Origin of the sequence: Amycolatopsis sp. lyj-112 (assembly GCF_046549055.1) — a bacterium.
Lineage (GTDB): Bacteria > Actinomycetota > Actinomycetes > Mycobacteriales > Pseudonocardiaceae > Amycolatopsis.
In genome coordinates this window covers 919,854-934,205 of the sequence record NZ_JAJPWS010000001.1, presented here as the reverse complement: position 1 = coordinate 934,205, position 14,352 = coordinate 919,854, and the positions used below count along the sequence as shown (strand labels likewise).

Sequence of the window (14,352 nt, the reverse complement as noted above, 5' to 3'; positions counted from 1 at the left end):
TGTCGGGTTACTCACCCGAAAACCCAGGGGTGTCGAGCCAAATGCCGGACCATGGACCATGCTGGACACCGTCAGAGGCGCTCGGCGCCGGCGGAGGAGCTGCATGAGCGAGGAGAACGGCCGTGAGAACGCGGCCGCCGAGGTCGCAAAGGAACGCAAAGGTCCGTTGCGCCTGCTCAAGCGCACGCTCAACAAAGCCTGGGAAGGCAACATCTTCTCCGAGGCCGCCGAGGCCGCGTTCTGGCAGACGCTGTCGCTGCCGCCGCTGCTGCTCGGTCTTCTCGGCTGTCTCGGTTTCGTCGGCGACTGGTTCGGCCAGGAGGTCGTCACCGCCGTCCACGACCGGATCATCACCTTCAGCAAGACGATCTTCAGCGACAACGCCGTCCAGGACATCATCGAGCCGACGGTCAACAGCATCCTGTTCGTCGGCAAGGGCGAGATCGTCTCCATCGGCTTCCTGATCTCCCTGTGGGCCGGTTCGTCGGCGATGTCGTCGTTCGTCGACGCGATCACCGTGGCGCACGACCAGTACGGCGTCCGCAACGACGTCTGGCAGCGGATCTTCTCGCTGCTGCTGTACCTGGCCGGGCTGGTCATCCTGGTGGTCGGGCTGCCGCTGCTGGCGATCGGGCCGGACCTGCTCCCCCAGTTCTTCCCCACCGACTGGCGCGCCACGGTGTCGTACTGGGTCGGGACGCTGTACTACCCCGTCCTCGGGGCGATGATCGTGCTGGCGCTCACCACGCTGTACAAACTGTCGCTGCCGCGCAGGCTTCCGTGGCACCGGGGACTGCCGGGCGCGATGCTCGCCATGATCATCTTCCTGTTGTCCAGCGTGGCCTTGCGGATCTACCTCAACTGGATCACCAAGACCGGCTACACCTACGGCGCGCTCGCCGCGCCGATCGCGTTCCTGCTGCTGATGTTCTTCATCGGTCTCGCCGTGGTCGGCGGCGCGTACTTCAACAGCGCGATCCAGGAGCTGTGGCCGGCCAGGGCGACCAAGCGGCAGCGCCGTAAATGGCGGCGGCTGGAGATGGAACGCGCCGGCGAACGGATCCGCGCCGAGGAGGGCCGCAAACTGTGGGAACGGACGACCGTCCCGCTGCGCCGCCCCCGGCCCCACGGCGACTCTGAGCCCGAACACGAATCGGAACAGTCAGTGAACGAAGAAACGCACAGCGAAGCCGATCAGGTGACAGAACGCCGAAGTTGACACCGGATGGGGGGTCCCCTCATCCCGAAGTCGTACTTCGATTCCACCCGTGGTGTGAATCCAGTCCACCCTCCGCCATGAAAAGCTCCCGGTATCCCGAACGTCCGAGTCGCCTTTCTGGGGGATCCCGTCATGTCCACGCTGGCCAGGCTGAGCCTGCGCAACCGAAGTCTCATCGGGCTGCTCGCCCTGGTGGTGATCGGCTTCGGCGCCTTCGCCCTGCCGCAGCTCAAGCAGCAGTTGTTCCCGTCGCTGCAGTTCCCGCAGGCCCAGATCATCACGCCGTACGCGGGCGCCTCGCCGAACGCGGTCGATTCGCAGGTCACCGAGCCGCTCGAAGGCGGGCTGCAGGGCCTCAAGGGGCTCGAGGAGCTGAACTCGACGTCGTCGGAGGGGCTGTCGCGGATCACCGCGCAGTTCGAGTTCGGCACGGACATCGACGCCGCCGTCGGGCAGATCCAGCGCGTCGTCGACGGGGTCAAGGCACGGCTGCCGCAGAACACCGAAACCACGGTGTCGGCGGGGTCCACCGACGATCTCCCGGTGGTGCTGCTCGCCGCCGGGACCACCGGCGACCCGCAGGCCCTCGCGCCCGCGCTGACCGGTGAGGTCGCGCCGGAACTGCGCAAGATCGACGGCGTCCGCGAGGTCGAGGTGACCGGTGCGCGGCAAGCGCGGGTCACCATCGCGCTGGACTACGCGAAGCTGGCCGCGGCCGGCGTCGACCCGTCGTCGATCGCCACCACCCTGCAGACCGCCGGTGCCGCCGTCCCGGCCGGGACGCTGACCGAGGGCGACAAGACACTGAGCGTCCAGGTCGGCGGTGGACCGACCACAGTGGACACGATCCGCGACCTCTATCTGACGCCCACACCGCGTCCCGGTGCCCCGGCGGGCAAGCCGGTGAAGCTCGGTGAAGTCGCGGACGTCCAGACCGGGTTCGCGCCGCCGACGTCGATCACGCGGACCAACGGCAAGCCGAGCCTCGGGCTCTCGATCACCATGGTGGAGAACGGGAACGCGGTCGCGATCTCGGATTCGGTGCGGGACAAGCTTCCTGAGCTGTCGAAGAAGATCGGCGCCGAGATGAGCGTCGTGTTCGACCAGGGCACCCCGGTGAAGGACGCGATCAGCGGGCTGACCACCGAAGGCCTGCTGGGCCTGGCGTTCGCCGTCCTGGTGATCCTGCTGTTCCTGATGTCGCTGCGCTCCACGCTGGTGACGGCGGTGTCGATCCCGCTTTCGGTGGTGGTGGCGCTGCTCGCGCTGTGGACCGGCGATCTCTCGCTGAACCTGCTCACCCTGGGCGCGCTCACCATCGCGATCGGCCGGGTCGTCGACGACTCGATCGTGGTGCTGGAGAACATCAAACGACATCTGGCGTACGGCGAAGAGAAGGAACGCGCGGTCCTCGACGGCGTGCGCGAGGTCGCCGGAGCCGTGACCTCGTCCACGCTGACCACGGTCGCGGTGTTCCTGCCGATCGCCTTCGTGGGCGGGTTCGTCGGCGAATTGTTCTCACCGTTCGCCATCACGGTCACCGTGGCGCTGCTGGCGTCGCTGCTCGTCTCGCTGACGATCGTGCCGGTGCTCGCGTACTGGTTCCTCAAGCCGCCGAAGACTCCCGCGAACGAGCAGGAAGCCGAACTCACCCGGCAGGCTGCCGAGGACAAGGAGCGCCGCGGGCCGCTGCAGCGCGGGTACGTGCCGGTGATCCGGTTCGCCACGAAACGCCGCGTCACCGTGGTCCTGCTGGCGCTGATCATCTTCGGCGGCACGGTCGGGCTGGCGTCGCAGCTGAACACGAACTTCCTCGACCAGTCCGGCTCGACGACGCTGAGCCTGTCGCAGAAACTGCCGCCGGGTACCAGTTCCGAAGCCAAGGAGAAGGCGGCCGGAGCGGTGGAACAGGCGCTCGCCGACGAACCGGCCGTCGAGACCTATCAGGTGAGCATCGGCGGAGGGAACTTCTTCGGCGGTGGCGGGACGGCGACCAACATCCAGGTCACCGTCGCCAAGGACACCGACCTCGACGCGCTCTCAGAGCGCTTGCGCGGCAAGCTGAGCGGCCCGGAACTCGGCGAGGTCAAGATCGGCGCCGAAGCGGGCGGCTTCAACTCGGACCAGGTGTCGATCACCGTCACCGCACCCGACGAGGCCACGCTGAAGCCCGCCGCCGAGCAGGTCCGCCAGGCGCTCGCCGGCGTTTCGGACCTGACCGAGGTGACCAGTGACCTCGCGCAGGGTTCGCCGCGGGTGCAGGTCGAGGTCGACGCCGCCGCGGCCGCCGCTCGCGGGCTCTCGGCGACCACGATCGGCCAGATCGCGAACCAGGCCATCGCCGGCCGCACGGTGACCCAGCTCCCGGTGGACGGGCAGCGCACGGACATCGTGCTGCGGGCGGGCACGGCCCCGGTGTCGGTGGACGCGGTGAAGGCGCTGCCGATCCCGAGCGCGACCGGCGTCGTCCGGCTGGACTCCGTCGCGAAGGTGTCCACAGTGGACAGCCCGGCCGCGGTGCACCGCACCTCGGGCGAGCTGAGCACCACGGTGACCGCCAAGAACACCGGTGCCGACCTGGCCGCCACGACCAGGTCGATTCAGTCCAAACTGGACGGTCTGACCTTCAGTGGCGGGGCGGCGTACAGCCTCGGCGGTGTCAGCGAGGACCAGCAGGAGGCGTTCGGGAACCTGTTCCTCGCGCTGCTGGCCGCGATCGCCATCGTGTACCTGATCATGGTGGCGACGTTCCGCAGCCTGCTCCAGCCGCTGATCCTGCTGGTGTCGATCCCGTTCGCGGCGACCGGCGCGATCGGGCTGCTGCTGGCCACCGGGACGGCGCTGGGCCTGCCCGCGCTGATCGGGATGCTGATGCTCGTCGGCATCGTGGTGACCAACGCGATCGTGCTGATCGACCTGATCAACCAGTACCGGGCTTCAGGAATGAGCGTGTCCGAAGCGGTGATCGAGGGTGGCAGGCGACGGCTGCGGCCGATCCTGATGACCGCGGCCGCGACCATCTTCGCGCTGATCCCGATGGCGCTGGGCCTGACCGGCCAGGGCGGGTTCATCGGCCAGCCGCTGGCGATCGTGGTCGTCGGCGGGCTGGTCAGCTCCACCCTGCTGACGCTGGTGCTGGTCCCGACGCTCTACACGATGGTCGAGACCCGCAAGGAACGCCGCCGGGCGAAGAAGGACGCCCGCCGCACCGGCGCCGAGGCCCCGGTCAGCGAGACCCTCACCCCGGAGCCCACCCCGTAACCCCGAACACACGTGACGGAAGCCGTAACTCACGTGATCGAACGCGCACCGCGTCCGATCACGTGAGTTCGGCCTTCAATCACGTGAGTCAGGACTTGCGGAACCGCCAGGTCTTGCTGTCGAAGGCCACGCACCACGACGGCGACAGCACCACGACTCGCAGGAGCCCGTTCGCGTCGACGTCGATGCCTTCGGTCTCGAAGTTGCCGCTGCAGGTGCTCTTCAACGGCAGCTGGCCGAGCGAGGTCACCCGACCGGTGACGTCGGAACCGGACAGCGCGCCGGAGAGGTCCACCTGCAGCAGGGGCTTGGTCGTCCCGAACAGGGTGCCCGCCGGGTCGTCGGACGCGCACAGCAGCCGCGTCGCGCTGACGAAGTCGCAGCCCTGGATGTCGCGGACCTGCCGGTCGAGGCGGATCGCGGACGAGTACGGCAGGTTCGCCGACGGGTTCGTGTGCGCGACGCCCGGCATCGGGTGCACGAGAAGGCGGTCCATGGTGCCCCACTCGCCGGCCACCAGCCAGCGCGCGTCGGGCGAGACGGCGGCGAACGAGTTGTTGTTCGCTTCCCATGATTCGAGCGCGTGCGTGTAGTTCGCCCAGGTCCCGTTGGGCGACTCGACGCGGAACAGCTTCGCGCCGCGGTCGTCGCGCTGGAACGGCTCGACGTACCAGCCTTGGGCCGAACCCGGGTCGCCGATGTGGTTCCAGCCCTGTGAAGACAGGTTGGCGGGCACGGTCGCGATCCCGGTGTAGCGGTAGATGGTCCCGGACGGCCGCTCGATCGTGGCCAGGCCCTGGCCCTCGTCGAGCGGGCGGGCGTTGTCGGAGCCGACCGTGGTCCAGCCCGTCACGGCCTGGGCCGCGGCAGGGGAAAAGACCGCGAGCAAGGCGGCGATGGCGAGCACGATCCCGGTTCTACGCATGAAGGCTCCGTCCCGGCGGGTTTTACTGGCGGGTACTGATTACCAGCGAAAACCGGGACGGGCAGCCACCATGTGAAGGATTTTCAGATTTTGTCCGGTTTCGGACACCGGACTCCTCGTCCGTCAGTCGCCGGGCTTGAGACCTTCGTAGATCTTCTTGCAGTCCGGGCAGACCGGCGAACCGGGCTTCGCCGACTTCGTCACCGGGAAGACCTCGCCGCACAGCGCCACCACGTGCGTGCCCATGACCGCGCTTTCGGCGATCTTGTTCTTGCGCACGTAGTGGAACATCTTCGGCGCGTCGTCATCGGTGCTGTCGGTACCCTCGGGACGGGTATCCTGCTTCGGAAGGGTCTGTGTGCTCACCCGTCCATAATGCCCCAAATCCTCCTGCGCACCCCAGGGACCTGGCAGGATCTCGCCCATGTTCCAGAAGGTGCTCGCGACATTCGGTTCGGGCGGAGCGAAGATCGACGCCCGGCTGCTCGACCACTCGGTCTCCCCCGGCCGCCCCCTGCGCGGCGAGGTTCTGCTGCTCGGCGGCGAAGTCGATCAAGAGATCAACGGCCTCTCGGTGAAGCTGCTCGCCCGGGTCAGCACCCCGGACGAGCGCGATCCCGGTGTCGAGGATCTCGAGTTCGGCGCGCAGCAGCTCGCCGGCCGCGAGCGGATCGCCCCCGGCCAGCAGATCCGCCTCCCGTTCGAGGTCGACCTGCCCTGGGAGACCCCGATCTCCAGCGTTTTCGGCAAACCGCTCAACGGCATGGCCGTCGGCCTCCAGACCACCCTCGACATCGCGAACTCCGTCACCGACCCCGCCGACGTCGACGGCGCCTCGATCGAGCCACTCCCCGCGCAGAAGCGGATCCTCGACGCCTTCAGCCGGATCGGGTTCGTCTTCCGCGAGGCCGTGCTGGAACGCGGCCGGATCAACGGGGCGGCGCAGCAACTGCCGTTCTTCCAGGAGATCCGCTTCACCCCCTCGCCGCGCTTCGCCCCCGTTTTCACCTCGGTGGCGGTGACCTTCCTGTCGTCGTCCGTCCAGACGGAGGTCGTGCTGGAGGTGACCAAACGGGTCCGGGTGTCCAAGTCCGGCGGGTTCGGCGGGCGCGGGCAGGAGTTCCTCGGCCTGTTCAAGGTCGAGCACGCGGCGCTGGAGCGGGTCAAGTGGGAGCCGCAGCTCGAGGGCTGGCTGCACGAGGTGGCCAAGTCACGCGGGATCTTCGACTGAGATGGACTGGTTGACCGCGATCGCGCGGCTCGGCGGCGATCACCCGATCGCCGCCGTCGCGTGGAACGACCTCGAAACCCGCTACCGCGAACCGCATCGGCGCTACCACGATCTGCGGCACGCCACCGCCGTCGCCCGCGACAGCGAGGGCCTCGCCCGCGAATTCGGGCTGGACGAGCACGCCCGGGCCGTCGTCGCCATCGCCGCGTGGACGCACGACGTCATCTACGACGCCCGCCCCGGCGAGGACGAGCAGGCCAGCGCCGCCTGGACCCGCGACGAGCTCACCAACGCCGGGGTGGCCGAAGCCGATATCGCCCGGGCGGAGGACCTGGTCCTCACCACGATCAAGCACGACGCCCCGGAAGACGACCTTCTCGCCTCGGCACTGCTCGACGCCGACCTCGCCGTCCTCGGCGCCTCACCCGAGGTCTACGAGGAGTACGCGAGCGGCGTCCGGGAGGAGTACTCGATCTACTCCGACGAGGACTGGCGCGCCGGGCGCGCGGCCGTGCTGGAGAACCTGCTGGACCGGCCGCGGCTGTACCGCAGCGAGAGCGCGCGGACACGCTGGGAGAGCACGGCGCGGGAGAACCTCGCGGGAGAACTGACCCGCTGGCGTAACGCGGACCCACATCACCGATGATGTTCGTTCGTGACTCCGCAATCGTCCCTCCACGAAGAGGTCGCCTCCGCCCTCGACAACGGTGACCCCGTCGTCGCACTGGAGAGCACCATCCTCTCCCACGGCCTCCCGCCCGGCCGCAACCTCGACGTCGCCCGCCGGCTGGAGCAGGTGGTCCGGGACGGCGGCGCCGTTCCCGCGACCATCGCCGTGCTCGACGGCGTCCCGCTGGTCGGTCTCTCGGCCGGGCAGCTGGAGCGCGTCTGCGCGCCCGGTGCGGATCTGGACAAGCTCTCCCTGCGCGACATCGGCCCCGCTATCGGCCTGGGCCGCTCCGGGGCGACGACGGTCGCGAGCACGGCGGCGCTGGCCGCCGCGGCCGGGATCGGCATGTTCGCCACCGGCGGGCTCGGGGGCGTGCACATGGGCGCGTCGCAGAGCTGGGACGTCTCGGCGGATCTGGGCGTGCTCGCGAAGGTGCCGACCACGGTCGTCTGCTCGGGCGTGAAGTCGGTGCTCGACATCGCCGCGACGCTCGAGGTGCTGGAGACCAACTCGGTGCCCGTACTGGGTTACCGCACCGACGACTTCCCGGCGTTCTATCTCCGCTCCTCCGGTTTCGACGTCCCGTGGCGGGTCGACGACGCCGCGCAGGCCGCCGCGGTCATCGCCGCGCATCGCGCGCACGCCGATTCCGGTGTGCTGCTGGCGAATCCGATTCCCGAAGCGTCCGAAATGGACAAAGAGCTGCACGACCGGCTGCTCGCCGAAGGCCTCGAACTCCTGCGCTCGCGAGGGGTTCACGGCAGCGAGGTCACGCCGGTGCTGCTGGAACACTTCCACACCGCCAGCGGCGGCGTGAGCCTCGACGCGAACGAGGCGCTGGTGCTGTCCAACGCCGAACTGGCCACCGCGGTGGCCGTCGCCCTCGCCGGGAACGTGGCATGAGCGGGATCGTGGTCGTCGGGGACGTCGGCCTGGACGTGGTCGCGCGCCACGTGGGCCCGATCCCGCACGGCGGCGATATCCGCGCGAAGGTCCACTTCACCAGCGGCGGCGCGGGCGCGAACACCGCGCTGTGGCTGCGGACCGAGGACGCGGAGACCACGCTGATCGCGCGGATCGGCGACGATTCCGGCGGCCGGATGGTGAAGAGCGAACTGGAGGCGGCCGGGGTCCGCTGCATGTTCGCGGTGGACGCCGAGGAGCCGACGTTCTGCGTCGTGGTGCTCGTCGACGAGACCGGTGAGCGGAGCATGCTCGCCGACCGCGGCGCGAACTCGAAGTTCGGCCCCGAAGACATCACCGAGCAGGCGCTGACCGGGGCGAGCCACCTGCACCTTTCGGGCTACGTCCTGCTGCAGCCGTCCTCGCGGCCCGCGGCGCTCGCCTCACTGGCGGCGGCGAAGAAGGCAGGGCTGACGACGTCGGTCGACCCGCAGGCGGCGACGCTGATCACCGATCCCGCGGCGTTCCTCGAAGACGTGCGCGGGGTCGACCTGCTGATGCCGAACACCAGCGAACTCGTCGCGCTGACCGGGTCGAGTGATCCGGCGGCGGCGAAGGAACTGCTGGGTTTCGTGGGCGAGGTCGTGGTCACCGCCGGGCTCGAAGGAGCCAGCTGGGTCGACGCGGGCGGCAACATCACTTCAGTGCCGTCACAGCCGGTCGAATGCATCGACTCCACCGGTGCCGGGGACGCCTTCGACGCCGGCGTGCTGGCTGCGTGGCTGCGCGGCGAGTCCACGGTGGAGGTCCTCCGGGCGGGTACGCGCCTGGGTGCCCGCGCCGTCGCCAAGGTCGGTCCTCAGCCGTAGCCGGATGCTATGAACGGGCCTTTCCTTGCAAAATTTGCAAGGAAAGGCCCGTTCATAGCACTCCCGAAGCGGGTCAGCCGCCGTCGATGACCTGGTGCCCGCCGCCCTCGATCCGGGTCGGCTCGGCCTGGTACCGGTTGACCGACTCGCTCTTGCGCGGCGGCCGGTCGTTGGCCACCAGGACGGCGATCCAGGGCAGCGGGATGGAGATCGCGATCAGCGCCAGTGCCAGCCACCAGGTCTGGTAAAGGATCCCGGCGGCGATGAGACACGGGATCCGGAAGGACATCATGATGATGTACTTCTTCTTCCGCTTGGCGAGCTGGTCTTCGTAGGACGGGGCGGCTTCGGTGATCAGCACCGGAGCGGGTTCCCTCGGTTCAGGGCCGTGGGCGGGCGCGTTCACAGCACCACCTCCGGCATTCATGCTCCCACTCGCCGAGCTCATCCGACACCCGGGTGGGTGAGCCGATGCCAGGCCGCGACCACGAGTGCTTCGACGCCGGCCGAAAGCGTCGGGTGCGGAAGCGGCGCGAAGAGCGGCGAGTGGTTCGAGGGGATGTCCTGTTCGAACCGGCCGGCCGCGATCGCGTTCACCACGGTCTCCGCGTCCAGGCCGCCGACCAGCCAGAACACCGACGGCACCCCGGCGGCGCGGCCGAACTCGCTGAAGTCCTCGCTCCCGGTGACCAGCGGCGCCGGCATGACCCGGCCTTCACCGAAGTGCTCCAGGAAGGCCGCGGTGAGCTCGTTGGTGGCCGTCTCGTCGTTCGCGGTGACCGGGAACGTCCCGATGCGTTCGATCTCGGGCGGTTTCGGCGCGCCCGCGGTGGCGGCCTCGCCGTGGACGATCCGCTCGACCGCGGCGACGACCTTCTCCCGCACCTGCTGGTCGAAGGAGCGGACGTTGACCTCGAGGACGGCGTGGTCGGCGATGATGTTGTGCGCGGTGCCGACGTGCAGCGACCCGACGGTCACCACCGCCGACTCGGTCGCGGAGATCTCCCGCGAAACGATGGTCTGCAGTTTCAGCACCACGGACGCGGCCAGCACCGCGGGATCCACCGTCGTCTCCGGCCGGGAGCCGTGCCCGCCCCGGCCGTGCAGCGTGATGCGGAGCGCGTCGGTGGCCGCCATGATCACGCCGGGCCTGGTCAGGACCCAGCCGGCCGGACCGGGGACGACGTGCTGGCCCAGTACGACGTCCGGTTTGCCCACCGGTTCGAAGACACCGTCGCGGACCATGCCGACGGCGCCGTCACCGGCCTCCTCCCCCGGCTGGAAGACGACCATCAGCGTGCCGGACCAGTGCTCACGCCCGGCGGCCAGCAGCGACGCGGCACCGGAGAGCCAGGCGGCGTGCATGTCGTGGCCGCAGGCGTGCATCACCGGCACGTCGCGCCCGTCGGCGTCGATCCCGCGGGCCGTGCTCGCGTACGGCAGGCCGGTCTTCTCCTCGACCGGCAGCGCGTCGATGTCGGCGCGCAGCATCACCTTCGGGCCGGGTCCGTTACGCAGCACGCCCAGGACGCCGGTGCGCCCGATACCGGTGTGCACCTCGTAGCCGTCGGCCTCGAGACGGCGGGCCAGTTCGGCGGCGGTGCGCGTTTCGGCGAACGACAGCTCCGGATGACGATGGAGGTCGGTGTACAGGTCTTCCAATCCGGGCAGCGCCGCCTGCAGCGGTGCCAGGACACTTTCGAGGCTCACCACCTCATCCTGGCAGTATTACCCACCGTGAGCACACGAGCGGCCCTCCCCGACCTGTCCGACGACGTCTGCGCGAGGCTGCGGGACGCTTTCCGCCGGACCGGTTACGACACCGACGGCGTGATCGACGCCCTCGGCTCCTCGCACGCCGCCCTCGGCCGCGGCGAACCCGAACCCGCCTACCGAGCGACTCGCGACGCCGGAGACCTCGGCACGCTGATCCGCCTGTTCCTCATGGGGTCGACAGAGCCGGAGAATGAGGTCGAAGCCGCTTTCGCGCCGCTCTCGCTGGAGGACGCCGTCACCGCGACGCTGCTGGCGCCCGCGACCGGCGGCTACCGGGCGGGCCTCGACGTCCGCCCGCACGGGGACGACGAGAGTTCCTGGTGGGTCGTTTCGGACCTCGACGCCGACGTCCTGGGTGAGTCCGTCCCCGAGGACCACGTGCTCGGCGTCGGGCACGCCTCGCTCAACCTGATCCGCGCCACGAGCCGCCGCGAGGTCGGCAGCCTGCTCGACGTCGGCACCGGCAACGGCGTCCAGGCGCTGCACGCCACCCGCCACGCGAAGAAGGTCACCGCCACCGACGTCTCGGCCCGCGCGCTCGCGCTCGCCGCGGCCACCTTCCGGCTCAACGAACTGGACGTCGAACTCGTGCGGGGCGAATGGTTCGCCCCGGTCGCGCGGCGCCGGTTCGACCAGATCGTCTGCAATCCGCCGTTCGTGGTCGGCCCGCCGCGAGTGGACTACACCTATCGCGACTCCGGTCTCGCCGGCGACGACGCGAGCGCGCTCGTGGTGCGCCAGCTGCCCGGGTTCCTCAACGACGGCGGCACCGGGCATCTGCTGGCCTCCTGGCTGCATGTCAAGGGCGCGGACTGGGGCGATCGGGTGACGCGCTGGCTGCCCGCCGAGACCGATGCCTGGTTCGTCCAGCGGGACATCGCCGATCCGGGCCTGTACGTCGGCACGTGGCTGCGTGACGCGGGGATCGACCCCCGCTCCCCCGAAGGCCGCGCGAAATCCGGGGCCTGGCTCGACTGGTTCACCGAAAACGACGTCGAGGGCATCGGGTTCGGCTTCGTCACCCTCAGGCGCGCGTCCGGTATGACGCCGACCGTCGTCTGTGAGGATCTCCGCCAGGCCTACGACGATCCGCTGGGCGCCGAGGCGGCGAACTGGCTGGACCGGGTGGAATGGCTGCGCGCCAACGGGGATTCCCTCCTCGATGTCCGATTCCGGATCCCGGAGAGCGTCCTGCTGGAGAGTGTCGCCGAGCCGGGCGAGGAGGGCTGGCACACCACCGTCCAGCGCCTGCACCGCACCGACGGCCCCGGTTGGTCGCACGAGGTCGACGAACTCGCGACGCGGCTGCTCGCCGGGTGCCAAGGCGCGCTGCCCCTGGAGGACCTGATCGTCCTCCTGGCGGCCGCTCAAGGGCTCGAACCGGAGGAACTGGCCGGCGCCGCGCTGCCCGTAGTCCGTCAGCTCGTCCGGCACGGCATGCTCGTCCCGGCCGCCCGATGAGGGCCGTCGTGGCCCGGGTCACGGAAGCGAGCGTGACCGTCGGCGACGAGGTGACCGGCGCCATCGCCGAACCGGGATTGCTGGTGCTGCTGGGAATTCACGTCGAGGACGAGGTGACGAAGGCCGCCACAATGGCTCGGAAACTGCACGAAGCTCGCATACTTCGCGACGAAGAGTCGTGCGCCACCACCGGCGCTCCCCTACTTGTCGTAAGCCAGTTCACCCTTTACGGCGATACCCGCAAAGGCCGCCGTCCGTCGTGGACGGCGGCCGCCCGGCCGGAAATCGCCGAACCACTCGTGACCGCCGTCGTCGACGCCCTGCGCGAACGCGGCGCACGGGTGGAAACGGGCCGGTTCGGGGCCATGATGGCGGTCCGGAGCGTGAACGACGGTCCGTTCACCCTCCTAGTAGAGGTCTAGACCACGTTCTTTCTCCCGGTCACGGGCATTCTCAGGAAAAGCTCAGGGTTGGTCGAGCAACGCCCCAGGTCAGCCGCCCGTCTCCTCTATAGCGGCCGGGAACGTTTCAGGACCTCCCGGCGTTGTGCAAAGTGTCCAGCCAAGCCGGGCTGGCGAGGAGTAGCAGGTTTCCACAGGGCTTGCTACGCCGAGCGGATCCGGCGGACACATCGCAGCACGTTCAGCCCGTGACCGGGGAGGCAGAATGTCAGTCCAGACTCTCGAACGCGAAGCGCGCGGGATTCGCGAGCGCCGTATCCCGGCGCAGTCCACCGAGGAGCCGGTGATCGCGGGGGCGTTCACCGACGCAGTAGCAGACCTCGACGCCCAGAGCCCGGCCGCGGACCTCGTCCGCGTGTACCTCAACGGGATCGGCAAGACGGCACTGCTGTCGGCCGCCGACGAGGTCGAACTGGCCAAGCGCATCGAAGCCGGCGTGTTCGCCCAGCACATGAGGGACACGGCCGAGGACCTCACGCCCAAGCGGCGCAAGGAACTGGCCGCGCTCGTGCGTGACGGCCACGTCGCGAAGAACCACCTGCTGGAAGCCAACCTCCGGCTCGTGGTCTCGCTCGCGAAGCGCTACACCGGCCGGGGGATGCCGCTGCTCGACCTGATCCAGGAGGGGAACCTGGGTCTGATCCGCGCGGTGGAGAAGTTCGACTACTCCAAGGGGTTCAAGTTCTCGACCTACGCCACCTGGTGGATCCGTCAGGCCATCACCAGGGGGATGGCCGACCAGGGACGCACCATCCGGCTGCCGGTCCACCTGGTGGAACAGGTGAACAAGCTGGCCCGCATCAAGCGCGATCTGCACCAGCAGCTCGGGCGCGACGCCACGCACGACGAGCTGGCCGCCGAATCGGGCATCCCGGCGCACAAGATCTCCGACCTGCTCGACCACTCGCGTGACCCGGTGAGCCTCGACATGCCGGTCGGCACCGAGGAGGACGCCCCGCTCGGTGACTTCATCGAGGACTCCGAGGCGACCGACGCCGAGAGCGCCGTGATCTCCGGCCTGCTGCAGGACGACCTGCGCCGCGTGCTCGCGACGCTGGACGACCGGGAGCAGTACGTGATCCGCCTGCGCTACGGCCTCGACGACGGCCAGCCCCGCACGCTCGACCAGATCGGCAAGCACTTCGGGCTCTCCCGTGAGCGCGTTCGCCAGATCGAGCGGGAGGTCATGTCGAAGCTTCGCCAGGGCGAGCGAGCCGACCGCCTGCGCGCCTACGCTTCGTAGTCCTCACTGCGCCTTTCGGCGCGGTAAAAGCGACACCCGTTCGGCAGCGTTGACTTATGACCTGCGTCACGAGACCGTCGAGCAGGTAATAAGTCTTCGCGATCGGGTGTTCGCACCTGGATCGCTTTCCCCGGGAGGTCGGGTCCGTCGGGGTGGGCCCGGCCTCCCGAACTAATTTGTGGTTCGCGGCCACAAATTGCAGTGCGAGAATTGCAGACCGCTTCCACCTCGCCGACGCTATGAACGACCCGTTACTGGCAAATTTTGCGAGTAACGGGTCGTTCATAGCACGCGCTGGAGGGCCGCCCGCCCACGTGGCGCCGGTCACAGGGG

The 14,352-nt window shown here is 69.2% G+C and carries 13 protein-coding genes; 9 read left to right on the top strand and 4 right to left on the bottom strand.

The genetic code is table 11. The features are described from left to right. The first annotated feature begins 103 nt into the window (after nucleotides 1–103). Both ACLJRL_RS04490 and ACLJRL_RS04485 read left to right on the top strand, forming a co-directional pair. Complete coding sequence (locus tag ACLJRL_RS04490) at nucleotides 104–1,219, top strand: YihY/virulence factor BrkB family protein (protein WP_410654695.1); 1,116 nt, start codon at nucleotides 104–106, stop codon at nucleotides 1,217–1,219. 132 nt (nucleotides 1,220–1,351) lie between these two features. Next, a complete protein-coding gene (locus ACLJRL_RS04485; RefSeq protein ID WP_410654694.1) occupies nucleotides 1,352–4,480 on the top strand; it encodes an efflux RND transporter permease subunit in 3,129 nt (1,042 codons plus the stop codon). 88 nt (nucleotides 4,481–4,568) lie between these two features. Here ACLJRL_RS04485 and ACLJRL_RS04480 read toward each other — a convergent pair whose 3' ends face one another. Further along, nucleotides 4,569–5,405 carry a hypothetical protein gene (locus tag ACLJRL_RS04480; protein ID WP_410654693.1) on the bottom strand — a complete coding sequence of 279 codons (837 nt, stop codon included), beginning with the start codon at nucleotides 5,403–5,405 and terminating at the stop codon, nucleotides 4,569–4,571. Nucleotides 5,406–5,528: 123 nt separating this feature from the next. Further along, nucleotides 5,529–5,771 (bottom strand): DUF3039 domain-containing protein, encoded by a 243-nt coding sequence (locus tag ACLJRL_RS04475; protein ID WP_410654692.1) that lies wholly within the window; start codon nucleotides 5,769–5,771, stop codon nucleotides 5,529–5,531. 58 nt (nucleotides 5,772–5,829) lie between these two features. On the opposite strand from ACLJRL_RS04475, the gene ACLJRL_RS04470 reads away from it, so the two are divergent. The 4 genes from ACLJRL_RS04470 to ACLJRL_RS04455 are packed head-to-tail and all read left to right on the top strand — an operon-like array spanning nucleotide 5,830 to nucleotide 9,078. Further along, the gene (locus ACLJRL_RS04470; RefSeq protein ID WP_410654691.1) at nucleotides 5,830–6,636 is read left to right on the top strand and encodes a sporulation protein; all 807 of its coding nucleotides are present in this window, start codon (nucleotides 5,830–5,832) and stop codon (nucleotides 6,634–6,636) included. Between the two features lies 1 nt (nucleotide 6,637). After that, on the top strand, nucleotides 6,638–7,282 hold the full coding sequence (locus ACLJRL_RS04465; RefSeq protein WP_410654690.1) for a hypothetical protein: 645 nt from the start codon (nucleotides 6,638–6,640) through the stop codon (nucleotides 7,280–7,282). A 9-nt stretch (nucleotides 7,283–7,291) separates the two neighbouring features. Then, the gene (locus tag ACLJRL_RS04460) at nucleotides 7,292–8,209 is read left to right on the top strand and encodes a pseudouridine-5'-phosphate glycosidase (RefSeq protein ID WP_410654689.1); all 918 of its coding nucleotides are present in this window, start codon (nucleotides 7,292–7,294) and stop codon (nucleotides 8,207–8,209) included. Then, a complete protein-coding gene (locus tag ACLJRL_RS04455) occupies nucleotides 8,206–9,078 on the top strand; it encodes a carbohydrate kinase family protein (protein WP_410654688.1) in 873 nt (290 codons plus the stop codon). The genes ACLJRL_RS04460 and ACLJRL_RS04455 overlap by 4 nt, the downstream gene beginning before the upstream one ends. A gap of 73 nt (nucleotides 9,079–9,151) precedes the next feature. Here the strand turns inward: ACLJRL_RS04455 and ACLJRL_RS04450 are convergent, their stop codons facing one another. Together ACLJRL_RS04450 and ACLJRL_RS04445 are read right to left on the bottom strand one after the other, a co-directional pair. Next, on the bottom strand, nucleotides 9,152–9,505 hold the full coding sequence (locus ACLJRL_RS04450) for a DUF3099 domain-containing protein (protein ID WP_410654687.1): 354 nt from the start codon (nucleotides 9,503–9,505) through the stop codon (nucleotides 9,152–9,154). A 17-nt stretch (nucleotides 9,506–9,522) separates the two neighbouring features. Beyond that, nucleotides 9,523–10,788, bottom strand: coding sequence for an amidohydrolase (locus ACLJRL_RS04445; RefSeq protein ID WP_410654686.1), 1,266 nt, complete (start codon nucleotides 10,786–10,788; stop codon nucleotides 9,523–9,525). A gap of 27 nt (nucleotides 10,789–10,815) precedes the next feature. On the opposite strand from ACLJRL_RS04445, the gene ACLJRL_RS04440 reads away from it, so the two are divergent. The 3 genes from ACLJRL_RS04440 to ACLJRL_RS04430 all read left to right on the top strand — a co-directional run bounded on the left by ACLJRL_RS04440 (nucleotide 10,816) and on the right by ACLJRL_RS04430 (nucleotide 14,019). Beyond that, a complete protein-coding gene (locus tag ACLJRL_RS04440) occupies nucleotides 10,816–12,315 on the top strand; it encodes a methyltransferase (protein ID WP_410654685.1) in 1,500 nt (499 codons plus the stop codon). Next, nucleotides 12,312–12,737, top strand: coding sequence for a D-aminoacyl-tRNA deacylase (gene dtd, locus ACLJRL_RS04435; protein WP_410654684.1), 426 nt, complete (start codon nucleotides 12,312–12,314; stop codon nucleotides 12,735–12,737). The genes ACLJRL_RS04440 and dtd overlap by 4 nt, the downstream gene beginning before the upstream one ends. 244 nt (nucleotides 12,738–12,981) lie before the next feature. After that, a complete protein-coding gene (locus tag ACLJRL_RS04430) occupies nucleotides 12,982–14,019 on the top strand; it encodes a sigma-70 family RNA polymerase sigma factor (RefSeq protein WP_410654683.1) in 1,038 nt (345 codons plus the stop codon). The last annotated feature ends 333 nt before the right edge of the window (nucleotides 14,020–14,352 follow it).